21 protein-coding genes are annotated in these 21,454 nt (G+C 45.4%); 7 read left to right on the top strand and 14 right to left on the bottom strand.

Features of this window, described 5'->3' with window-relative positions:
- Nucleotides 1-13: 13 nt before the first annotated feature.
- Complete coding sequence (gene ffoR / locus MY9_RS01870) at nucleotides 14-1,024, bottom strand: ferredoxin--NADP(+) reductase (protein ID WP_014662714.1); 1,011 nt, start codon at nucleotides 1,022-1,024, stop codon at nucleotides 14-16.
- Nucleotides 1,025-1,185: 161 nt separating this feature from the next.
- Here ffoR and MY9_RS01865 point away from each other — a divergent pair, with 161 nt between their 5' ends.
- The 3 genes from MY9_RS01865 (at nucleotide 1,186) to MY9_RS01855 (ending at nucleotide 3,883) form a co-directional block, all read left to right on the top strand.
- Nucleotides 1,186-2,049 (top strand): alpha/beta fold hydrolase, encoded by an 864-nt coding sequence (locus MY9_RS01865; RefSeq protein ID WP_014662713.1) that lies wholly within the window; start codon nucleotides 1,186-1,188, stop codon nucleotides 2,047-2,049.
- 90 nt (nucleotides 2,050-2,139) lie between these two features.
- Nucleotides 2,140-3,021 (top strand): permease, encoded by an 882-nt coding sequence (locus MY9_RS01860; protein ID WP_081483659.1) that lies wholly within the window; start codon nucleotides 2,140-2,142, stop codon nucleotides 3,019-3,021.
- A gap of 4 nt (nucleotides 3,022-3,025) precedes the next feature.
- Nucleotides 3,026-3,883 (top strand): TIGR03943 family putative permease subunit, encoded by an 858-nt coding sequence (locus MY9_RS01855; RefSeq protein WP_040084224.1) that lies wholly within the window; start codon nucleotides 3,026-3,028, stop codon nucleotides 3,881-3,883.
- 36 nt (nucleotides 3,884-3,919) lie between these two features.
- On the opposite strand, the gene putR is transcribed toward MY9_RS01855, so the two are convergent.
- The 7 genes from putR to MY9_RS01820 form a co-directional block, all read right to left on the bottom strand.
- The gene (gene putR / locus MY9_RS01850) at nucleotides 3,920-5,155 is read right to left on the bottom strand and encodes a proline utilization transcriptional regulator PutR (protein WP_014662710.1); all 1,236 of its coding nucleotides are present in this window, start codon (nucleotides 5,153-5,155) and stop codon (nucleotides 3,920-3,922) included.
- Nucleotides 5,156-5,307: 152 nt separating this feature from the next.
- The gene (putP, locus tag MY9_RS01845) at nucleotides 5,308-6,729 is read right to left on the bottom strand and encodes a sodium/proline symporter PutP (protein ID WP_231560788.1); all 1,422 of its coding nucleotides are present in this window, start codon (nucleotides 6,727-6,729) and stop codon (nucleotides 5,308-5,310) included.
- A gap of 124 nt (nucleotides 6,730-6,853) precedes the next feature.
- Nucleotides 6,854-8,401 carry an L-glutamate gamma-semialdehyde dehydrogenase gene (gene pruA, locus MY9_RS01840; RefSeq protein ID WP_014662708.1) on the bottom strand — a complete coding sequence of 516 codons (1,548 nt, stop codon included), beginning with the start codon at nucleotides 8,399-8,401 and terminating at the stop codon, nucleotides 6,854-6,856.
- A 16-nt stretch (nucleotides 8,402-8,417) separates the two neighbouring features.
- Nucleotides 8,418-9,329: a proline dehydrogenase PutB gene (gene putB, locus MY9_RS01835; RefSeq protein WP_014662707.1), complete on the bottom strand. Its 912-nt coding sequence runs from the start codon at nucleotides 9,327-9,329 to the stop codon at nucleotides 8,418-8,420.
- Nucleotides 9,330-9,516: 187 nt separating this feature from the next.
- On the bottom strand, nucleotides 9,517-10,299 hold the full coding sequence (locus tag MY9_RS01830) for a nucleotidyltransferase domain-containing protein (protein WP_040084228.1): 783 nt from the start codon (nucleotides 10,297-10,299) through the stop codon (nucleotides 9,517-9,519).
- 83 nt (nucleotides 10,300-10,382) lie between these two features.
- A complete protein-coding gene (cah, locus tag MY9_RS01825; RefSeq protein ID WP_014662705.1) occupies nucleotides 10,383-11,339 on the bottom strand; it encodes a cephalosporin C deacetylase in 957 nt (318 codons plus the stop codon).
- 71 nt (nucleotides 11,340-11,410) lie between these two features.
- Complete coding sequence (locus tag MY9_RS01820) at nucleotides 11,411-12,385, bottom strand: LysR family transcriptional regulator (protein WP_014662704.1); 975 nt, start codon at nucleotides 12,383-12,385, stop codon at nucleotides 11,411-11,413.
- 117 nt (nucleotides 12,386-12,502) lie between these two features.
- On the opposite strand from MY9_RS01820, the gene MY9_RS01815 reads away from it, so the two are divergent.
- Complete coding sequence (locus tag MY9_RS01815) at nucleotides 12,503-13,264, top strand: class I SAM-dependent methyltransferase (protein WP_014662703.1); 762 nt, start codon at nucleotides 12,503-12,505, stop codon at nucleotides 13,262-13,264.
- A 27-nt stretch (nucleotides 13,265-13,291) separates the two neighbouring features.
- Here the strand turns inward: MY9_RS01815 and MY9_RS01810 are convergent, their stop codons facing one another.
- Nucleotides 13,292-13,852, bottom strand: coding sequence for a shikimate kinase (locus MY9_RS01810; protein ID WP_014662702.1), 561 nt, complete (start codon nucleotides 13,850-13,852; stop codon nucleotides 13,292-13,294).
- Between the two features lie 255 nt (nucleotides 13,853-14,107).
- On the opposite strand from MY9_RS01810, the gene tmrB reads away from it, so the two are divergent.
- Nucleotides 14,108-14,701, top strand: a complete 594-nt coding sequence (gene tmrB / locus MY9_RS01805; protein ID WP_014662700.1) for a tunicamycin resistance ATP-binding TmrB — start codon at nucleotides 14,108-14,110, stop codon at nucleotides 14,699-14,701.
- 49 nt (nucleotides 14,702-14,750) lie between these two features.
- On the opposite strand, the gene nadE is transcribed toward tmrB, so the two are convergent.
- Nucleotides 14,751-15,569, bottom strand: a complete 819-nt coding sequence (nadE, locus tag MY9_RS01800; RefSeq protein ID WP_014662699.1) for an ammonia-dependent NAD(+) synthetase — start codon at nucleotides 15,567-15,569, stop codon at nucleotides 14,751-14,753.
- Nucleotides 15,570-15,698: 129 nt separating this feature from the next.
- Entirely contained in the window at nucleotides 15,699-16,295 is a 597-nt protein-coding gene (locus MY9_RS01795; RefSeq protein WP_003246345.1) for a DUF1989 domain-containing protein, read from the bottom strand.
- 129 nt (nucleotides 16,296-16,424) lie between these two features.
- Here MY9_RS01795 and MY9_RS01790 point away from each other — a divergent pair, with 129 nt between their 5' ends.
- Nucleotides 16,425-17,765, top strand: a complete 1,341-nt coding sequence (locus MY9_RS01790) for an amino acid permease (protein WP_014662698.1) — start codon at nucleotides 16,425-16,427, stop codon at nucleotides 17,763-17,765.
- A gap of 1 nt (nucleotide 17,766) precedes the next feature.
- On the opposite strand, the gene MY9_RS01785 is transcribed toward MY9_RS01790, so the two are convergent.
- The 3 genes from MY9_RS01785 to MY9_RS01775 form a co-directional block, all read right to left on the bottom strand.
- On the bottom strand, nucleotides 17,767-18,528 hold the full coding sequence (locus MY9_RS01785) for a YqcI/YcgG family protein (protein ID WP_014662697.1): 762 nt from the start codon (nucleotides 18,526-18,528) through the stop codon (nucleotides 17,767-17,769).
- Nucleotides 18,529-18,597: 69 nt separating this feature from the next.
- A complete protein-coding gene (locus MY9_RS01780) occupies nucleotides 18,598-19,227 on the bottom strand; it encodes a LysE family translocator (RefSeq protein WP_014662696.1) in 630 nt (209 codons plus the stop codon).
- A gap of 73 nt (nucleotides 19,228-19,300) precedes the next feature.
- Nucleotides 19,301-19,765: a MarR family transcriptional regulator gene (locus MY9_RS01775; protein WP_014662695.1), complete on the bottom strand. Its 465-nt coding sequence runs from the start codon at nucleotides 19,763-19,765 to the stop codon at nucleotides 19,301-19,303.
- 112 nt (nucleotides 19,766-19,877) lie between these two features.
- On the opposite strand from MY9_RS01775, the gene bmr3 reads away from it, so the two are divergent.
- Nucleotides 19,878-21,416, top strand: a complete 1,539-nt coding sequence (bmr3, locus tag MY9_RS01770; RefSeq protein WP_014662694.1) for a multidrug efflux MFS transporter Bmr3 — start codon at nucleotides 19,878-19,880, stop codon at nucleotides 21,414-21,416.
- The last annotated feature ends 38 nt before the right edge of the window (nucleotides 21,417-21,454 follow it).

Here is a 21,454-nt window from a genome sequence, read left to right as displayed (position 1 = left end):
CTCAAGGGCTGTTTTATTTATGCACCAATTTTTTATGATGGGTTGAATACATCGCCATATTCTCAGCCTTAGGGTCCAAATAAGCCTTAGCGCTGTTGACCGCTGTCGGGCCTTCGGTAAAGCCTCCGGCAATCAATCTCAGCTTGCTTTCATAAAAAGCCGCGTCCCCTGCCACAAACACGCCCGGAAGATTCGTCCGCATATGTCTGTCTGCTTTCACCCTGCCTTCTTCAATCTCCAGCCCCCACTCCTTCATCGGCCCGAGATCAATTTTGAAGCCATGATTAATGATCAGTTCATCAACCTCTATCTCTTCCCTCTGGCCAGACTCCGTATGGCAAATCGTCACTTTTTGGATGCGCTCCTCATTGCCGCTCAGCTGCTCCAGACGATAAGGCGTCAGCACTCGCACCGATGATTGCTTCATTTTCGTCACACTGCTTTCCATTCCTCCGAATGCCTCGCGGCGATGAACGACAGTCACAGACGCCGCAATCGGTTCCAGCTCATTGGCCCAATCGACGGCAGTATCTCCGCCGCCTGATATCACCACGCGCTTCCCTTTAAACGCATCAAGCTTCTCCACTCCATAATGAAGATTTTTGCCCGCGTACCGAGTTGCATCCTCGCTGTCAAACTCATTGACCTCAAGCGTGCCCATGCCGCAAGCCAAAATCACAGTTCTTGTATAGTGCTTTTCCCCTTCAGAACCTGTCAATACAATGGTGCCGTCATTCAGGCGTTCTAACCCGGTCACACGCTGATTCAGCACGATATCAGGATCAAACGTCGCCGCCTGCTCCTTCAGCTGCTCGATCAGCTGCTTTCCCGCAATCCCCGGTATGCCGCCGATATCGCGAATGATTTTCTCAGGAAAAAATAAAGACACTTTCCCTCCGAGCTTCGGCAAAAATTCGATTACCTTTGTTTTCAGCTCCCGCATCCCGCAGTAAAAAGCAGTAAACAGCCCAATCGGCCCCCCGCCTATAATCGTAACGTCATATACCTCTTGATTCTCAGCCATCCGTCCTGCCTCCCGTTCACATCTATATCAACAACTTTAATTGAGAATGAATATCAATACAAAGTATATCATATTTCAAGGTCCTTTGTTTATTCATTTCTTCTCCTTGTGGTCAATTGCTGAAAACTCTATAATAGGCAAAAAACAATTGGGTGAAACAAATGAAAAGACGAGTCGAAACAATCACTATCGAAGGCCGTACACTAGAATATTCTGTGACAGGCAAGGGCACCCCAATCCTTGTCATGCATGGCGGCCATTCAAATTGTTACGAGGAATTCGGGTACACAGCACTGATTGAGCAGGGGTATTCCATCATTACGCCTTCAAGGCCCGGCTACGGACGAACGTCAAAAGAGATTGGAAAAATCCTTGCTGATGCCTGCCGTTTTTATGTGAATATATTAGATCATTTACAACTCGAACGCGTCCATGTGATCGCCATCTCAGCAGGAGGGCCGAGCGGCATATGCTTTGCCTCACATTATCCGGAAAGAGTAAATACATTGACCTTGCAATCCGCGGTCACCAAAGAATGGCTCACCCCAAAAGATACTGAATATAAATTGGGGAGGATTCTCTTCCGTCCACCGCTGGAAAAGTGGATATGGAAGCTGATTTCTTCTTTGAATAACGCCTTTCCACGTTGGATATTTCGTGCTATGAGCCCGCAATTCAGCACGCTTCCGTTTCAGCGAATCAAGTCCTTGATGGATGAAAGCGACATAGAAGCTTTTCGAAAAATGAACAGCCGCCAGCGCTCGGGTGAAGGATTTCTTCTTGACTTGTCACAAACAACCGCTGTCTCTTCGAAAGAACTGCAGGCTATCTCATGTCCTGTGCTGATTATGCAAAGTGTTTATGATGGATTGGTTGACTTGTCACATGCACATCATGCAAAAGAGCACATTCGTGACGCCACCCTCTGTTTGCTTCACTCATGGGGGCACCTGATTTGGCTCGGAAAAGAAGCTGCTGAAACAGACAGTATCCTACTCGGCTTTTTAGAATCCCCACCAAAGTGAAACGATCCTTTCCCCTCCTCCGTCAAACAAGCAGTGCCTTTTTTTCTGGTATCATAAGAGAGGCAGCTTACCATGAGCGGAGGTTTTATTGTGACAGCACCATCATCTTTTCTTCAGCTGAATTCTATTTTTATCAGCATTTTAATAGAAGCCATTCCGTTTATTCTGATTGGCGTCATACTTTCCGGAATCATTCAAATGTTTGTTTCTGAAGAAATGATTGCAAGAATCATGCCGAAAAACCGTTTTCTCGCCGTTTTATTCGGTGCGCTGGCCGGCGTTTTATTTCCCGCCTGCGAATGCGGCATCATCCCGATTACGAGGCGGCTTCTATTAAAGGGAGTCCCTTTGCATGCGGGCGTTGCTTTCATGCTGACCGCGCCTATCATTAATCCTATCGTTTTATTTTCTACTTTTATTGCGTTCGGAAATAGATGGAGCGTGGTCTTTTACAGAGGCGGACTGGCTCTCACCGTTTCGCTGATCATCGGGGTCATCTTATCCTATCAATTTAAGGATAACCAGCTTTTAAAGCCTGACGAACCTGGGCACCATCATCATCACGGCACCTTGCTCCAAAAGCTGGGCGGGACCTTGCGTCATGCCATTGATGAATTTTTCTCCGTGGGGAAATATTTAATCATCGGCGCCTTTATCGCAGCAGCCATGCAGACGTATGTCAAAACATCCACTTTGCTTGCGATCGGGCAGAATGATGTATCCTCTTCCCTCGTGATGATGGGTCTGGCATTTGTCTTGTCGCTTTGTTCAGAAGTTGATGCATTCATCGCGTCTTCCTTCAGCAGCACATTTTCATTAGGATCGTTAATCGCCTTTCTCGTCTTTGGGGCAATGGTGGATATTAAGAATCTATTGATGATGCTTGCGGCCTTCAAAAAACGATTTGTTTTCCTGCTGATTACATACATTGTCGTGATTGTTTTAGCGGGATCACTACTGGTAAAGGGGTGATTGGGTGTTTCGTCTATTGGTGCTGATGGGATTTACGTTTTTCTTTTATCATCTGCATGCCTCAGGAAATCTAACAAAATATATCAATATGAAATATGCCTATCTTTCCTTTATTGCGATCTTCCTGCTGGCCATTCTGACCGCCGTCCAAGCATATCTATTTATCAAGTCGCCTGAAAAAGGCGGGCATCACCATGACCATGATTGCGGGTGCGGCCATGATCACGAGCATGATCATGAGCAAAACAAGCCATTTTATCAGCGTTATTTGATTTATGTTGTTTTTCTTTTTCCTTTGGTGTCAGGCATTTTCTTCCCGATTGCAACGCTTGACTCATCGATTGTCAAAACAAAAGGGTTCTCGTTTAAGGCGATGGAGAGCGGAGATCATTACTCCCAAACACAGTATTTGCGGCCTGATGCCAGCCTTTATTACGCGCAAGACAGCTATGACAAACAGATGAAACAGCTGTTTAATAAGTATTCCGGCAAAAAAGAGATTTCTCTGACCGATGATGATTTCCTAAAAGGAATGGAAACCATCTATAACTATCCGGGTGAATTTCTCGGACGGACGATTGAATTTCATGGATTTGCGTACAAAGGAAACGCGATTAACAAAAATCAGCTGTTCGTGTTGAGGTTTGGCGTCATTCACTGTATCGCTGATTCCGGCGTGTACGGGATGCTAGTGGAGTTTCCGAAGGACATGAACATCAAGGATGATGAATGGATTCAGATTAAAGGCACTTTGGCCTCAGAATATTACCAGCCATTCAAGTCAACTCTTCCTGTTGTGAAAGTAACCGACTGGAACACCATTAAAAAGCCTGATGACCCGTACGTTTACAGAGGATTTTAAATGAAGACGAAACCAGTACAAGTACTGGTTTCTTTTTTATTTCTTTTTCATCAGCATCAAATCAAGATAGAGCTGGCATCGCGTTCTGAAATCGCTTAAATCGATCGATGTCATCTCAGTAATCTGTTTGATGCGGTAATTCAATGTATTTTGGTGAATAAACAGCTGTTCAGCCGCTGGTTTTGTTTTGCAGTTGTTGAGGAGATAGATTTCCAAGGTTTTGAGCAGCTCAGTGCTGCTTTCTTCGTCTTTCGCTTTTAATAAAGCCAAATCCTTATTCTCGTATTCTAAAAGTTCGTTTTTCTGTTCAATGCTTTCTAAATAGCGATAAATGCCGAGTTTGGCATATTCATATGGAATGTTTTCCTGATTGCCGGTGATTTCTGCGGCTTTGATGACTTCGAGTGCTTCTGTGTAGCTCTTGCCAAGCTTGAGAAGGTGATTATATTCGTTTCCGATACCGATATAAATAGGGGTAGGTATTTTTTGAAAGTGAAAATGTGTTAACAGCTTGTTAATAAATTCAGAAGCTGCTGAGGAGACGGAGCTTTTTTGGGAAAAACTCGCTACGACGATGACAATATTTGATTCGATCGTTAAGACATGACTGACTTTATCCCGTAAATTCAGGTACGACCTGATATTTTCCTTTAAATCCTCAACCGCTTCCCCATCCCCATTTGCGGCGTGCAGGATAACAACTGAAAACATGGAAGGCAGCACGGTGTTGATCTTTTCAGCTTCCCTTCTGAGGTCCTTCTCAGAGGTGAATTGCTGATAGATAGCCCGTTTGATGAGATCCTCTGCTTTTTCTTCCTTTTCCTGTTTCAATTTGTTCGTTTTATAAATGATTTTCCCGACATGAAAAGAGGTCTCATACAAAAAATCGAGCTCTTCTTCCGTCAGATTTTGGTCCAGCTCCTGAACCCAGATGTAGCCCATGACTTCCCCTTTGTGCTTTGCACTCACGACCACCCTCTGGTTTAACCCAATGCTTTCAATTTTATTGACGCGAAAAGGCTCAGGTTCTGTTTTCAGTTTTTCAATGATTCCGTCCTTCAAAAACCTCTCAAAAATCTGAACCGGACATTTTTTTGAGAAAATAGTCTGCTGGTTGGCAGAGTCAAAATGGTTAATATAGTAAGAATTATAGGCTAACAAAAAGAAATCCGCGCTTTCCAGGATGACTGGTTTTTGCAGTTCATAACTGATAAAATCAATCAGCTTATCAACATCTGAAAATGAAAAAACTCTCTCTAAAAGCTCTTCCATACCTTTTTCTCCTATACTTTTTTTACTTTAATCATATCCATACGGGGGCTTTTTGTATAGAAAAAAATACGTTTGTTTCCAAAAGAAAAAAATGGCCGCTTAAAAGGAGAAAAGAGGAAAAAGGGATAGCCCCTTCCTCCTCCTTTCGATCTTTATTGTGACATTGTATCTTGGTAGTCTTTAAACTGGTCTTCGACAGCTTGTGACGGAGCTTGCGTCAATACACTGACGATAAAGACAGTTAATAGACTCGCAGCAAAACCAGGTATGATTTCATACAGAAAGTCCGAAAGACCGGCATTCGCCCAAATGATTACAGTTGCTGCTCCCACAATCATGCCGGCGAGTGCCCCCCATTTGGTCATTCGTTTCCAAAACAGACTGAGCAGCACAACCGGCCCGAATGATGCACCGAAGCCCGCCCACGCATAGCTTACCAATCCAAGGATTGTATTATTTTTCTCCCAAGCAAGGAATAATGCGATGACAGAAATCACAAGCACAGCCATACGGCCCAAAAACACCAGCTCTTTATCAGAAGCTGAGCGTCTGAACATCGACTTATACAAATCTTCTACCAGAGAGCTTGATGTCACAAGCAGCTGGGAAGAAATTGTGCTCATAATTGCGGCCAAAATAGCTGAAATCAGAAAACCTGTGATAATCGGATGGAACAAAATATTCCCTAATTGAATAAAAATCGTCTCAGGATCCTTCAGTGTCATGCCATTCTGATGGTAATAAGCGATTCCGCCCAAACCGGTCAGCACAGCGCCGACTGCCGACAAAATCATCCAGCCCATTCCGATTCTGCGCGCTCTTTTGATCTCTTTTACGGACGTTATCGCCATAAAACGCACAATGATATGCGGCTGGCCAAAGTAGCCCAAACCCCAGGCAAACAAAGAAATAATGCCAAGGACGCTTGTTCCTTTGAAAATATTAAACATATCTGGATCAACAGAGCGGATTTCAGTAACTGTTTCACTTGCTCCTCCCGTATGGAAAAACGTAACGATCGGAACAAGGATGAGTGCGGCAAACATAATGATCCCCTGAACAAAATCTGTCCAGCTGACTGCCAAAAAGCCGCCAAACAGGGTATACGCCACAACAACACCAGTCACAACCCACAAGCCGGTATGATAATCCATCCCCAAAATACTGTTGAATAAAACGCCGCCGGATACCATTCCAGACGAAACATAAAATGTGAAGAAAACTAAAATCACAATCCCTGAAAAGAGTCTCAGCAGCTTCGAATGGTCTCCGAAGCGATTTTCAAGGAACCCGGGAATTGTGATGGAATTCCCCGCTTGTTCAGTATAGGTTCTCAGCCGAGGCGCAACATAGAGCCAGTTCGCCCATGCCCCAAGGCAAAGTCCGAACACAATCCAAATACCGCTCAGACCTGTTGAAAACATGGCGCCCGGGAGACCCATCAGCAGCCAGCCGCTCATATCGGCAGCGCCGGCACTGAGAGCGGTTACGGCCGGACCCAAAGAGCGTCCTCCAAGCATGTAATCCGTCAGATTCGACGTGCGCTTGTAAGCAAAGTAGCCGATCAGCATCATCCCCGCCATATAAATACAAATCGAAATAATCAGCTGTATGTTTTCTATGGCACTTCCTCCTCTTTTTTATGGTATATGGATGAAATGGACATCCCCGCAGGGAGGATGCCCATTTAGTCCCGCTTTAGAACATTTCACTGATTGTTTTTGCTTGCATATGCAGTGCCAAGTAATCCGGACCGCCTGCTTTTGAATCCGTTCCGGACATTTTGAACCCGCCAAACGGATGGTAGCCGACGATAGCACCTGTACAGTTGCGGTTGAAGTATAGGTTTCCAACATGGAATTCCTGTTTCGCACGCTCGATGTGCTTGCGGTTGTTTGTAATCACCGCGCCTGTCAAACCATATTCAGTATTGTTTGCCACTTCTAAAGCTTCATCAAAGTCTGACACTTTACAAAATGCAACGACAGGCCCGAAAATTTCTTCCTGCATGAGTCTTGCTTTCGGATCAAGGTCAGCGAAGATCGTCGGTTTGATGAAGTATCCTTTCGAATCATCACCATTGCCGCCGCTTACTAAACGCCCTTCCTGTTTTCCAATCTCAATATAGCTCATAATTTTATCATAAGAACCTTGGTCAATGACAGGTCCCATATAAACATCTGCACTGTCAGGTTTAGCAGTTACTTTTGATTCCGTAATTTCAATGACACGCTCTAATACTTGATCATACACTTTTTCATGGACAACTGCACGTGAACCTGCAGAACATTTTTGTCCGGCAAAGCCGAATGCAGATGTGAAGATCGATTGAGCCGCTAATTCAATGTCCGCATCCTCGTCGACAACAACCGTATCTTTACCGCCCATTTCAGCGATGACACGTTTTAAATGCTGCTGGCCCGGCTGAACCTTCGCCGCGCGTTCGAAAATTCTCGTGCCAACTTCTCTTGATCCCGTAAATGTGATAAGGCTTGTTTTCGGATGGTCAACAAGATAGTCGCCTACTTCTGCTCCGCTTCCAGGAACAAAGTTGACTACGCCTTTTGGCAATCCGGACTCTTCAAGCACCTCAACAAATTTTGCTGCAATAACAGGTGTAGCACTCGCAGGTTTTAGAACCACTGTGTTTCCAGTAACGATCGGCGCCACTGTTGTTCCTGCCATAATCGCAAACAAGAAGTTCCACGGCGGAATAACAACTGTCACTCCAGTCGGCGTGTATACATATTGGTTTTTCTCGCCTTCACGGCTGTTGACCGGTTTGCCTTTTGCCAGTTCGATCATTTGGCGTGCATAATACTCCATGAAGTCAATCGCTTCAGCCGTATCTGCATCCGCCTCGTTCCAAGGCTTTCCTGCTTCTTTTACAAGCAAAGCGGAAAATTCATGTTTTCTTCTGCGGACTTTGGCAGCAGCGCGGAACAGGACAGCCGCTCTCTCTTCAGGAGATGTGTATCTCCACTCTTCGAATGCTGTCGCAGCCGCTTGAATCGCTTGCTCAGCGTGCTCTTGAGAAGCTTTTGACACTCGGCCGACGACTTCTTCTTTATCAGCCGGGTTGATTGAAACGATCTTCGCTTCTGTTTCTACCCTCTCGCCGTTAATGACAAGCGGATAGTCTTTTCCTAAATATTCGCTTACTGTCGCAAGCGCTTTTTTAAACGCTTCCACGTTGTTTTGGTCTTGGAAATTTGTGAATGGCTCGTGTTTATAAGGTGTTGTCATGATAATCTCTCCTTTTTTACTTCTTTGTCATTCCTTTGAAAGCGAAGGCAATGTTTGACGGACGTTCTGCAAGGCGTCTCATAAAGTAGCCGTACCAATCCTCACCGTATGGCAGGTAGACTCTCATGTTATAACCTTCTTTTACGAGGCTGAGCTGGGTTTGCGACCGCATGCCGTACAGCATCTGAAATTCAAACTTGTCATTGGCAATGCCATGTTCCTTGGCAAGCTGCTTTGTAAATTCGATCATTTTGTCGTCATGTGTGGCAATCGCTGTATAGTGACCGTTTAAGAGCTGCTTTCGGATGATTTTTTTGTAATTTTCATCAACGTCGCTTTTCTCCGGGTAAGCTACTTTTTCTGATTCTTTATAAGCTCCTTTTACAAGGCGAAGGAACGGGTTTAAAGAATCTAAATCGTCAATGTCTTTTTCCGTCCGGTACAGATAGGCTTGCAGCACTGTGCTTACATACTCGTATTTCCTTCTGAAATCTTTGAAAATATCAAGCGTTTTCTGGCATCTGACTTCATCTTCCATGTCGATGGTGACCATAATTTTATGCTTCTCAGCTGTCTGAAGGATTTTCGTCATATTTTCATACACCAAATCCATATCTATATCCAGACCTAAAGACGTCATTTTTAAAGAAACGTGTGAGTTCAGCTCCTGATCCGCAATGGTCGCAATGGTTTGAATGCACTCTTCCGTACGCTCCCGTGCGACCTCGGCGCTGTTCACAAACTCTCCTAAATGATCGACAGTAACTGACAAACCTTGGCTGTTAAGCTGTCGAATGGTCGGGATTGAACTGTTAAAGTCATTCCCGCCGATAATTTTACCCGCTGCTACTCTGCTTCCCCAGTTCTTTGCCATTTTATTGAGAAAGCCGCTTTTGGATAAAAATAAGAAAAAATCTCTTGTGATCACTTCCAACCTCAACACCCCGCAATCTAAGAAGTATTTGTATGAGTTTATTGTAAATGGACAAAACCGACGTTCACAATATTCTCAAAATACAAAGATTCTGATTATTTTTGTGGTTTTTCCACAATCAGATAGTTAGAAAGTCGGGGAATTCTGTCGAATAAAGGAGAAAAGGAAGCGACAAAAAACATCAGCTTCCTCCATCCTTCCACACTTCTTCAACCGTATTCAAAAGCAAACGGTTCAATTCAGGTGTCATATCTTTTTTCTCTGCCTTCAGTTCTTTTGCCGCTTCCATGATTCTTTCGATTTCCGTTTCAATGAATTGGTGAATAACATCGATTCTTGCTTCGAGGTCAAGCTCTTCACCTCTTTTTTTCCGTTCAAGCAAGGTCTCCATTTCAGCCTTCAGCTCAGGTTCAGCAACAAGTTCCTCCATCAAAACAGTAAAGTCCATTGGCGGAATGGTTCCGTGCTTTTCAATCCATTGGCAGGCCAAGATAGGCCGAAGCACGTAGAAATACTTTTTGATTTTGACCTCTTGTCCTTGAAGGTAATCCTTGACGTTCCTTCTCGCCATATTGATATAGTGATACACGCTTGCTTCAGGCTTAAATGCCTCCGTTCGCAGTTTTCTTAACTGCTCTGCGGTCGTAAACGCTTCGTAATACACAATGTCTGAGGACAGCCATTCGAGGAGCGGAGGGTTTGACTTTTTGAAAAGCCGAAGCGTCTTTCTCAGCTCCCAGCCGCTGATATCCAGCAAATCGTGAATCGGTTCTTCAATGACATCGCGCTCCTGCTCAATTGAAAAATACCACTCCTTTTTCGGCACATAAATAAAGCGGACATCGTAATCACTATCCTGCGACGGGAATCCCCATGCGCGGCTTCCTGACTCGACGGCATACACGATTTTGACCCCGTATGACTGCTCGATTCGTTTTAATTCATCAATGATTCTTTGTTTCATATCTATTCGTCTCCAGTCTGTTCTCATTCCGGCAGTTTGCAGAAAAAAACCGCCGGAAAATATTTGGCGGCTTTTCACATTTATCAGCCTTTAAGATGCTGCTTAAAGAAAGCGAGTTTTTCCGTTTGAAAAGCAGGGATATACTCATGTCCGAAGTAACGGTACACCTTCAGCTCTTTCTCTGTTTCCAAATGATTGTAGGCGGCAAATACGGTGGACGGCGGCGTAACCTTGTCAATCAGACCGATCGACATCAGGACAGGCACTTTCACTCGATCAGCGAGATTCATAATATCGAAATATGAAAGTGTCTTCATAGCCTGCAGTTCTGTTTCCGGGCTGCCATTTCTTCTAAAGAAGGAATTGATTTCAAGGTACGGCTGTTCAAGCGCCACATCAATGGCCCGTTCGAAGTTGCTTAAATAAGGATAATCGGCAACGGCGGCTTTTGGAATGTCTGACAGAGCTGCGGCTGCAATGGTTAATCCTCCGCCTTGGCTTCCGCCTGTCACACCGATCCTTGTTTCGTCAACCTCGTCAAAGCTGCTGATCACTTCAAGCGCGCGGACGGCGTCCAAATAAACACCGCGGTAATAGTATGTATCTTTATCAAGAATGCCTTTGGTCATCCAGCCCAAAGCGTGACCGTGCGGTGAAATACTCGTATCCTCACTGCTCTGCTGGCCGCGGACAAGCATGCCGAATGCGGCGTAGCCATGAAGTGCCCAGTTTACCATTTCATGAATTTCACCGTCATAGCTTGCATTGTAGCCATGATATTTCACGATCGCCGGATGCGGGCCTTCCTTGTCAGGCACCGCGTACCATCCAGAAATGCGGGCGTTTCCGAAACTTTTATATGTGAGACGGTACACTTTTACTCCGTCAGCAGGATAGTCAACCAGCTGTAAATCAGGTTCTGCTTGGACTTTTGCAAGTTCATCCAAAGACAATTTCCAAAACTCAGAAAAATCTTTCGATGCTGTTTTTTCAGGCTTATATGTTCGCAATTGGTCGAGCGGCAGATCGAATAGTTGCATTTCCGATTATTCCCCTTTGTTTTATAAGATTTAGTTTGTATTCCTATACTATCATGTTTCGGATTTGTTTTCTAAATATTTTCATCTTTGTTTCCCAGACAGCTTTCATCAAACGTTTGTTTAAGACCTTCCCGGCTCAGTTCCATAAAGGCCCGGGCTGTCAGACTGACATAGCGGTTCTTTAGAAAGACAAAGACGAGGGTTCGTGATGGCGCGGATTGAATCGATAAATAGATCACACCCGGATCTTTATCCCTTCTGACCATATTCGGCGCCATTGTCACACCTAATCCGTTAGCCACAAGGGATTGGGCCGTTTCAATATGGCTCGTCTTGAAGGCAGCATTCGGCTTAAAGCCGCTTTCCGCACAGAGATCGAGAACTGTTCTGCGAAAGCCGAAGCCTTCTTTTAACAGAATAAACGGCACCTGCCTGACCATGTCAAGCGGCACGCACGGCTGGCGGCCCTCTTTACCTTCCAGCGCTGTTTCAATCAGCGCGATCATTTCCGGCGGCATCCATCTTTGCTTTTCCTTCGGCACTGCGAGAACAATCGGTTCCATGAGCAAGGGTATAATGGAGAGCCGTTCATCTTCGATCGGCAAGGATAAAACAGAAAGGTCAACCTCTCCCTTTGCCGTCATTTCCTCTAATGACACCGGATCTTTTTCAACAAGCTGAACCTCCACATGGGGATAGCGCGCCAAAAACTTCTTCAGCAGCGGCGGAAAGAGATATCTCCCTGTTACAGCAGGAATTCCAATCGAAAGCTTTTGCTCCAGTCCTTGCGAGCGCTCCTGCATCTCCCGGAGCAAGTCATTTCTGGAACGAATGATGTCCTCGGCTTTTTCAATGAAACGCCTGCCGTGGGGTGTCAGTGTAACAGAGCCGGGGGATCTGTGAAAAAGAGTAAGCCCCAGCTCTGCCTCAAGCTTTTTGATTTGCTGGCTGAGAGACGGCTGAGCGATATGAAGATGCTCCGCCGCTTTTGTAAAGCTTTGGTGCCGGGCGATTTCCGCTGCGTATTCCATTACTCTAATATCCATTTCAGCCTCCATAGGTTGAACCTATCGTTTTTATCATTTTTATATCTTGGACGAATCATAACAGAAATTGCTAACATAATCCATATCATCATTAAACAAAAGAAGGAGCTGGTTCAAATGACAAATGAAACACCGTTTTCTACAAATGCCGAGATGTATCGGGATGAGAAGGTATTTGCCGAGGGGGAAGATTTGGGGCTGATGATCAAAACGGCGGAATATCGGGCAGAGCATCGGGTGCTGGATATCGGAGCGGGTGCCGGACATACGGCGCTGGCATTTTCTCCTTATGTGCAGGAGTGCATCGGTATTGATGCGACGAAAGAGATGGTAGAGGTTGCGTCCTCCTTCGCGCAAGAAAAAGGAGCTGAAAACGTACGCTTTCAGCAAGGAACGGCAGAGTCACTTCCCTTCCCTGACGATTCATTTGATATCATCACCTGCCGATACGCAGCCCACCATTTTTCAGATGTACGCAAAGCCGTCAGCGAGGTTGCACGCGTATTGAAACAGGACGGACGTTTTCTTTTAGTGGATCATTATGCGCCTGAAGATCCCGTTCTTGATGAGTTTGTCAATCAGTTGAACCGGCTTCGAGACCCTTCCCATGTTCGAGAAAGCTCATTATCAGAATGGCAGGCGATGTTCAGCGCCAACCAACTGGCCTATCAAGACATCCAAAAGTGGAATTTGCCGATTCAATATGACAGCTGGATCAAACGAGGCGGAACCTCCGCTGACCGGGAAAAACAAATCATTACCCACTTGAATCACGCATCAGACGAAGCACAAGACACATTCTGTATTACATTGAACCAAAACGGACAGCCCGACTCCTTTTGTTTAAAAGCGATTTTGATACAAGGGATAAAACGATAAAAAAAGCCGTGCGCTGCGCACGGCTTTTTACATCGGCTGGTAAAGGTCCCAGCCAATTTTTAATGTCTCTACAATATAATCGGCAACCTCTTCCGGGGAAAGGTTGTCTGTTGCCACTTTTGAATTGTGCTTGTCATAAATGACTTTTCTCTCGTTAAACAGCTGTTCCATTTCATCCATTGAACGGTTATGCAGCACCGGGCGGCTTTCAATCAATAAATCCGCGCGCTGCTTCCAGTTCTCCCATGAGAGGTCCAGATGAAGCACGAGACAGTTTTCCAGACAGCAATTTCTGATTTCCTCTTGTTTAAAAGATCCCCCACCCAGAGATACGATTTTGAATCTTTTATGATGGCAGATGTCTAAAATATATTCCTTCTCCGTTTTTCGGAAAAAGTCTTCTCCCTTTTCCTCAAACATCTCAGGGATTGACATGTTGAAATCCTTTTCGATCTCTTGGTCAATATCGATAAAATCTCTATATAATTTTTTAGCGACCAATTGGCCGATTGTTGTTTTTCCAACACCCATGAATCCGATCAGGACGATATTTCTTTCTCTTACTGGGATGGCTCGTTTTGCGTTCATCTTCGGCGAAATCCTCCTAAGGAATGAAATTTTATTTTCATTATATGCTTATTTAGCGAATATTTATATAGATGCCGGCTTGCCCGTCCTTTTCCGTTCAAACGTTTTTGCCTGAATGACATTCATTGTACAACATTTCCGCAGATATTTTAATACTTCGACGCAAAAAAGCATTAAAACCTTCTGTGTTTTTCCAGCTGATTCTTTGATCGAAGGGTCTTTTTTTGTATGATAAATAAGAAGGGAGAAATGGCAATGATCATTTGGATAAACGGGGCATTCGGTTCCGGAAAAACACAAACAGCCTTCGAGCTGCACAGAAGGCTGAAATCCTCTTATGTGTATGATCCTGAGAAAATGGGCTTTGCGCTACGCTCCATGGTGCCGCAGGAGATTGCGGAGGACGATTTTCAAAGCTATCCCTTATGGCGGACGTTCAATTACCGTTTGCTAGCTTCTCTGACAGATACATACCGCGGCATCATTATTGTACCAATGACGATTGTGCATCCTGAATACTTCAATGAGATCATCGGCAGGCTCAGACATGAAGGCAGGATCGTTCACCACTTTACACTAATGGCTTCAAAGGAAACCTTGTTAAAACGGCTGCGCACCAGAGCAGAAGGAAAAAACTCATGGGCCGCCAAACAAATTGACCGCTGCGTTGAAGGATTATCATCACCCATTTTTGAGGGCCGCATTCAAACAGACAACCTGTCGATTCAGGATGTGGCAGAAACCATTGCCGCGAGAGCCAGTCTTCCATTAGACCCTGATACAAGAGGCAGTCTCAGAAGGTTCACCGACAGATTAAGGGTTAAGCTGAATCATATCCGCATCAAATAAAGCGCCTGTTCACGACAAAAGCCCGCTCCGAGAGCGGGCTTTCTTCAACTTATTTCCACCAGTCATCAAACATTGACGCTGGAACCTGACGTTTATGTTCAGTTATGCTGTAGCGTTTTTCCAATACTTCTGATACTTTCGCTGATACTTGTTTTCCTTCGAGATAATCGTCAATCTCCTCGTAGGAAATGCCAAGCTCTGTTTCATCCGACTGCTGCGGTTTTTCATCGAGCAGATCGGCAGTTGGTTCTTTTAAATATAAGCGTTCCGGTGCACCCAGCTCTTTCAGCAGGCTTCTTCCCTGGCGCTTCGTCAAGCCTGTCAGCGGCAGGAGGTCTGCTCCGCCGTCTCCGTACTTCGTAAAGAAACCAGTCACTGCTTCAGCCGCATGATCTGTTCCTAACACAAGAAGGCCTTCCTGGCCGCCGATCGCGTATTGCGCAATCATTCTTGTTCTTGCTTTTACGTTTCCTTTATTAAAGTCAGTTAGCTGATCGCCTGTTTCCTGCTGATACTGATCCGAAAACGCGCTGACTGTCGATTTAATATCAAACTTCCATGATTTATCCGGCTTAATAAACTTCAAAGCGAGCTGGGCATCGTCTTCATCCTGCTGTGTGCCATGCGGAAGACGGACCGCGATAAATTGAGCGTCCCCGCCCTCCTCACGAATGCTCTCCACCGCAAGCTGGGCAAGTCTTCCCGCAAGCGTTGAATCCTGTCCGCCGCTGATTCCCAATACAAAGCCTTTAGCACCGGTTTTCTTTACATATTGTTTTAAAAAATTGACTCGGTCCTCAATTTCTTGCTTTGGATCAATTGAGGGCTTCACATGTAACTCACGCATAATCTTTTCCTGCATGCTCATCCCAATCATTCCTCCTGTACATTTTCCCTTGTTACTGTTCATTTCCCCAAATCAATGAAAATGAATCATGACTGTTATGTATCCCTCTTAAATATAGCACAGGTCTTCATTCACAGTGAACAAGAGAGATCAGCTGACTTCAACCCGTATGGATGTCACACTGTCGCCATTGCATTTCCCTTTTTCAATCGGGCAGGAAGAAAACGCGACAATTAAATCCATCTCCGCCCTAAGCCTTACGTAATCTCCGGCATTTGAAAGCGGTGTTTCCACAGACAGATTCCCTTTCTCATCAAGAACGGTATTCATAAAAATCGCAAAGGGATAATGCATGTGAGGCTTCGGCACGCCAAACTGTTCAAGCGCACGGTTCATATTGTCATAGCACGTATCCTGAAACTCATCCTTTTGCTTGCCGTATAAGAGCCTGTTCATATCAGGACGGCAGGCGGGCAGAAGCAGGTCATGCTTGCCGACCGTATCTTCAATCAGTGTTAGCATCGGCTTGTACAGGTTGGAGTAGAGATGGTCGTTGACCTTCACATGAATGGAATGATTGGCGTCAATTGTCGCTCCCTGATCAAGGTGTTCATAAAAATCCTTGGCATGGTATGCGACAAAATCAGCCACCTGCTGCCCTTCTACATCAACCACCTTTAAAATCTGCCCCTTTTTCAGCTTCAGCCCAAGCCCTTTTTTCGGCTCCACAATATATTGCTGTGTCATTGGTTTGCTCCTTTTTTCATTAGTATGAGCGTCCGCCTCCATCTCCATGTAAAAAGAGGCAAAAATCTGATGTATATAAGCTTCGGGCGGGTCGCAATCTAACCTTAGATAAAAGGGGTTGAATAAATAATGAGCCAAACAAAAAAAGACCAGCCAAAAGGGAATCTGGCTTGGTGGCAGCTGTCACTGATCGGAGTCGGCTGCACGATTGGAACTGGCTTTTTTCTCGGTTCCAGCATCGCAATTGTAAAAAGTGGTTTTTCCGTTCTCCTTTCATTTCTGATCGCAGGGATCGGTACGTATTTTGTCTTTGAACAGCTCGCCAAGCTGTCGGCGAAGCAGCCGGAAAAGGGCTCGTTTTGTGCGTATGCGCGAAAAGCATTCGGCAAATGGGCAGGCTTCAGCAACGGCTGGGTGTACTGGTCGTCAGAAATGCTGATTACCGGCAGCCAGCTGACAGCCATTTCGCTATTTACGAAGCATTGGTTTCCTCAAGTGCCGCTATGGGTGTTTGCCTCAATCTACGCAGTACTGGGGCTCCTTATTATTTTCACCGGCCTGTCCGTCTTTGAAAAAACAGAAAACGTGCTGGCAGTCATTAAAACAGCTGCTATTTTTATGTTTATTGTCATTGCCATCCTGGCTTTATGCGGTATCCTGTCCGGCGGAAATCATGGCATACATGTTCCAAATAAGACGAGTGAGTTTTTCCCATACGGCGCCATGGGGCTGTGGACAGGTTTAATCTACGCGTTTTACGCTTTTGGTGGAATTGAGGTCATGGGGCTGATGGCGGTTCACTTAAAAAAACCTGAGGAAGCGTCTAAATCAGGGAAACTGATGCTGGCGACACTGGCGATTGTTTATATCATTTCAATCGGGCTGGCTCTGCTTTTGGTTCCGTTACACTCGTTCACTGAACAGGACAGTCCGTTCATTACGTCGTTAAAAGGATATAACCTTGAGATCATCCTCGATATATTTAACGGGATTTTCATCATCGCCGGGTTCTCGACCCTTGTCGCTTCGCTTTTTGCGGTTACGACATTGCTTTGTACGATGGCTGATGACGGCGACGCGCCGAAATGCTTTACTCTAAAGGAAGGCAAAAAAATATGCTGGCCGGCACTGGGGCTGACGTTTGCGGGGCTTATCCTCTCCATTATTCTGTCATTAGTGCTGCCTAAAAACATTTATGAGCATATGACAACAGCCGCGGGGCTTATGCTTTTATACACTTGGCTGTTTATCCTGTTCTCCAGCAAAAAGCTGACTGATCCTGAGGGCATGGGAAAAACGCAAATTTATTTAGCGATGATTCTGATTGCTGCGGCTGTGTCCGGTACATTGTTTGAAAAATCAAGCCGGCCCGGTTTTTTTGTGAGCATCGGTTTTCTTGTGATCATCGCCATCGTGACCATGATCTATCAAAAAAAGCAGGGTCATAAAGACCGCCCTGCAAGTCCGTGATTTATTTCAGTTTGTTGAACATGTTCTTTAAATAAGAAAATGGGCACTTCGATACCTGTTTTTCGTCATCACGGAGGAAATACTGCTTCCATTCACGATTATCCTTTTCTCCATACCAGCCTAATTGCGGGTGAATCGGAGCTTCATCATAGGCCTCTAAACGGGAGCGGATCAGTCTGCTCATGTTGCGGCCAAAAGCCGTTGAGCCATTTAACTCTTCAAACACCCATCTCGGCTGAAAGGTGATCATAAAAAAAGGAAAGCTTCGGCTTTTTCTCGCCTCGTGCCCCGGTGTAGCGCAAAGAATAAAGTACGGTTCGCCGTCAAAACAAAACTCCCATTTATAATGCTCGGGATCGGCCGGAATGTCTTCCGGCCATTCTTTTTCGTCTTGTTCACTCAGTCTATTTAAAAAGCGCCAAAACAGCTCTTCATACGCTTCAACCGAATAATGCTCCGCCAAATCTTCCGGTGTATCAAACAACACAACGAGGGATGCGTATTTTCCAGTGTCCCGCGATATCTTTCCGTACTCCGCAAGCAACGGAGCCAGTTCCTCCGCTGTACGGTTTTCCCGCGGATCTCCGGCAAAAGCAATGCGAAGCTGATCAGTCAGAAACGCCTGGCGTCCGGGAATGCACGGAAACGTATCCGCATCGTCCGCCAGAGTTTCTGCCAGCAGCTCAAAAGCGATTCTTTGCCATTCAGGAAGCTCTTCTTGAATACGTTCCAGAAAACTTTTGGTGTAAATCCCACTCACCATTGATCCACCTCCAGTATCATCTGGATACTATATTAAAACTGGAAGCGGCAGGTGACTGTCCTTTATGAATCAGCCCAATAACTGTTTAATGCCCTGATAACCAAAGTAAAAACCAAACACGAGGAGTGATACACCGGCCATTCCGGTCAATCCTCTCAATAGCTTTTCATGAAGCAGGTTTCTGAATGTACTGGCTGTAATCGCCATGCAGAAATCCCAGATTAAAATGCCGATCATGATGCCCGAGCTATAGATCAGAAGCTGATTCATATTGTAGGCCTCTGCTGTTTTCGCAAGAATGCTTCCGTAAATTCCAAGCCAAAAAAGGATGCTCAATGGATTCGAGAGTGAAATGAGAAAACCTGAAGCGAACGTTTTCCGGAATGACGGCTTTCCCCGCGAGCCTCGCACATCCATCGGCTCTCTGACGTTTTTCAGCGTTTCAATTCCAGTATAGGTCAGCACAAAAAAGCCGAAGAGCCACAAAAACGTTTTCACAAATGGAGCGGTCAAAAACTGTGACAGCCCGAAATAGATAAAAAGCATGTACAGCCCATCCGCTGTCATGGCGCCTAAACCAAATATCCATGCATGCCAAAAACCGTTTTTAATTCCTTTGTCTATTTGCGCCGTATTCACTGGCCCCACAGGCGCAGACAAGGACAGTCCCAGCACAATATAGCTCAAAAAAATGTTCACCGGCCCGTACTCCCTTCTCTTACGTAACTTGTACAATTTATTCGGGAACGGGCCAAGCTATGCACAATTTCACTTACTGTTTCAAACGTTGAAGCTCTTTCTCCATGATATCAGCGGCTTTGCCTACAAAACTGAAAATGAGTTCCAGTTCCTCTTCCGTATATTCGCAGCACAAATCCATCGTCGACTCAGACAGAGGACGGAACAAATCCTTTATATGTTTTTTCGAAGCAGTCAAAGGGACGATTACGACTCTCCTGCGATCGTTCGGGTCCTTTTCACGAGCCACATACCCCGCTTTTTCCAGCCGGTCAACAAGCGCCGTGACGGAACCCGTGCTAAGTCCGGTTTTTTTGCCCAGTTCTCCGGCCGTCATCGGTCCTGCTTCATTTAAGATGTCAGCTGATTTCAAATCGGTGGGAAACAGACCGAGGGCTTGAGCGGCTGCCTGATGAAACAGAACCGTTCTTGTGCCCAGTTTCCGAAAAAGCTGAACGGCCGTCTTTTCCAACTCACTTCTGGAATTTCTTGTTGACAACTGACAGTCCTCCCTATAAAATCGAGTTTATCTTGATAATCGAGATATTCAATGATCAAACTATTATCATGATATCAGAACTTACATAGAAAAGTAAGAGGAGGTAGAACAAATGGACACAACAACAGCAAAACAGGCTTCCACAAAATTTGTTGTTCTCGGTCTCCTGCTGGGCATCTTGATGTCCGCGATGGACAATACGATTGTTGCCACCGCGATGGGCAACATCGTAGCCGATCTTGGAAGCTTCGATAAATTTGCCTGGGTGACGGCATCCTATATGGTGGCGGTTATGGCTGGCATGCCGATTTACGGCAAGCTTTCCGATATGTACGGCCGAAAACGTTTTTTCCTGTTTGGACTCATTTTTTTCTTAATCGGTTCGGCTTTATGCGGAATTGCCCAGACGATGAATCAGCTGATCATCTACCGGGCCATTCAAGGGATCGGAGGCGGCGCGCTTCTGCCAATTGCCTTTACGATTATCTTTGATTTGTTTCCGCCGGAAAAACGCGGAAAAATGTCCGGCATGTTCGGCGCTGTATTCGGATTATCCAGTGTTCTTGGTCCGCTTTTAGGCGCAATCATTACAGATTCGATCAGCTGGCACTGGGTGTTTTACATTAATGTGCCAATCGGCGCATTGTCATTGTTTTTCATTATTCGCTATTACAAAGAATCTCTGGAGCCCAGAAAGCAGAAAATTGACTGGGGCGGCGCGATTACCTTAGTCGTATCCATTGTATGCCTGATGTTCGCCCTTGAGCTTGGCGGCAAAACATACGATTGGAACTCCATTCAGATCATTGGGCTGTTTATTGTATTCGCTGTTTTCTTCATCGCCTTTTTTATTGTGGAGAGAAAAGCGGAAGAGCCAATCATTTCTTTCTGGATGTTTAAAAACAGATTGTTTGCCACAGCACAGATTCTCGCTTTCCTATATGGCGGAACATTCATTATTTTAGCGGTATTTATTCCGATTTTCGTTCAGGCGGTCTACGGCAGCTCAGCGACAAGCGCGGGCTTCATTTTGACGCCGATGATGATTGGATCAGTCATCGGCAGCATGATCGGCGGAATCTTCCAAACGAAGGCAAGCTTCCGCAATTTGATGCTGATATCTGTTATAGCTTTCTTTATCGGCATGCTGCTTCTTTCCAATATGACGCCTGACACAGCACGGGTATGGCTGACAGTCTTTATGATGATTTCAGGCTTTGGCGTAGGCTTTAACTTCTCACTGCTGCCGGCGGCCTCGATGAATGACCTCGAACCTCGCTTTCGGGGAACGGCAAACTCTACAAATTCGTTTTTGCGATCATTCGGCATGACCCTGGGCGTCACCATTTTCGGAACGGTGCAAACAAACGTATTTTCAAACAAGCTGAGTGACGCCTTCAGCGGCATGAAAGGTTCAGCGGGATCAGGCGCGGCGCAAAATATCGGCGACCCGCAGGAGATTTTCCAAGCGGGAACACGTTCCCAAATTCCTGACGCGATTCTGAATCGCATTATTGACGCAATGTCATCAAGTATCACGTATGTCTTTTTGCTCGCTTTGATTCCAATTGTCCTCGCGGCGATTACCATTTTGTTTATGGGAAAAGCCAGAGTGAAGACAACTGCCGAAATAACAAAGAAAGCAAATTAACATAAAAAAGCAGTACATGCTGGGCATGTACTGCTTTT

It is taken from the genome of Bacillus sp. JS (assembly GCF_000259365.1).
Lineage (GTDB): Bacteria > Bacillota > Bacilli > Bacillales > Bacillaceae > Bacillus > Bacillus stercoris.
The sequence above is the reverse complement of the archived record's forward strand: the minus strand, read 5'-3'. Positions and strand labels throughout refer to the sequence as shown.

Coding starts and splice junctions, on each gene's coding strand:
- ffoR (WP_014662714.1), bottom strand. CDS start 1,024: ATGGCTGAGAATCAAGAGGTATATGACGTTACGATTATAGGCGGGGGG.
- MY9_RS01865 (WP_014662713.1), top strand. CDS start 1,186: ATGAAAAGACGAGTCGAAACAATCACTATCGAAGGCCGTACACTAGAA.
- putR (WP_014662710.1), bottom strand. CDS start 5,155: ATGGAAGAGCTTTTAGAGAGAGTTTTTTCATTTTCAGATGTTGATAAG.
- putP (WP_231560788.1), bottom strand. CDS start 6,729: ATGATGCTGATCGGCTACTTTGCTTACAAGCGCACGTCGAATCTGACG.
- pruA (WP_014662708.1), bottom strand. CDS start 8,401: ATGACAACACCTTATAAACACGAGCCATTCACAAATTTCCAAGACCAA.
- MY9_RS01830 (WP_040084228.1), bottom strand. CDS start 10,299: ATGAAACAAAGAATCATTGATGAATTAAAACGAATCGAGCAGTCATAC.
- cah (WP_014662705.1), bottom strand. CDS start 11,339: ATGCAACTATTCGATCTGCCGCTCGACCAATTGCGAACATATAAGCCT.
- MY9_RS01820 (WP_014662704.1), bottom strand. CDS start 12,385: ATGGATATTAGAGTAATGGAATACGCAGCGGAAATCGCCCGGCACCAA.
- MY9_RS01815 (WP_014662703.1), top strand. CDS start 12,503: ATGACAAATGAAACACCGTTTTCTACAAATGCCGAGATGTATCGGGAT.
- MY9_RS01810 (WP_014662702.1), bottom strand. CDS start 13,852: ATGAACGCAAAACGAGCCATCCCAGTAAGAGAAAGAAATATCGTCCTG.
- tmrB (WP_014662700.1), top strand. CDS start 14,108: ATGATCATTTGGATAAACGGGGCATTCGGTTCCGGAAAAACACAAACA.
- nadE (WP_014662699.1), bottom strand. CDS start 15,569: ATGAGCATGCAGGAAAAGATTATGCGTGAGTTACATGTGAAGCCCTCA.
- MY9_RS01795 (WP_003246345.1), bottom strand. CDS start 16,295: ATGACACAGCAATATATTGTGGAGCCGAAAAAAGGGCTTGGGCTGAAG.
- MY9_RS01790 (WP_014662698.1), top strand. CDS start 16,425: ATGAGCCAAACAAAAAAAGACCAGCCAAAAGGGAATCTGGCTTGGTGG.
- MY9_RS01785 (WP_014662697.1), bottom strand. CDS start 18,528: ATGGTGAGTGGGATTTACACCAAAAGTTTTCTGGAACGTATTCAAGAA.
- bmr3 (WP_014662694.1), top strand. CDS start 19,878: ATGGACACAACAACAGCAAAACAGGCTTCCACAAAATTTGTTGTTCTC.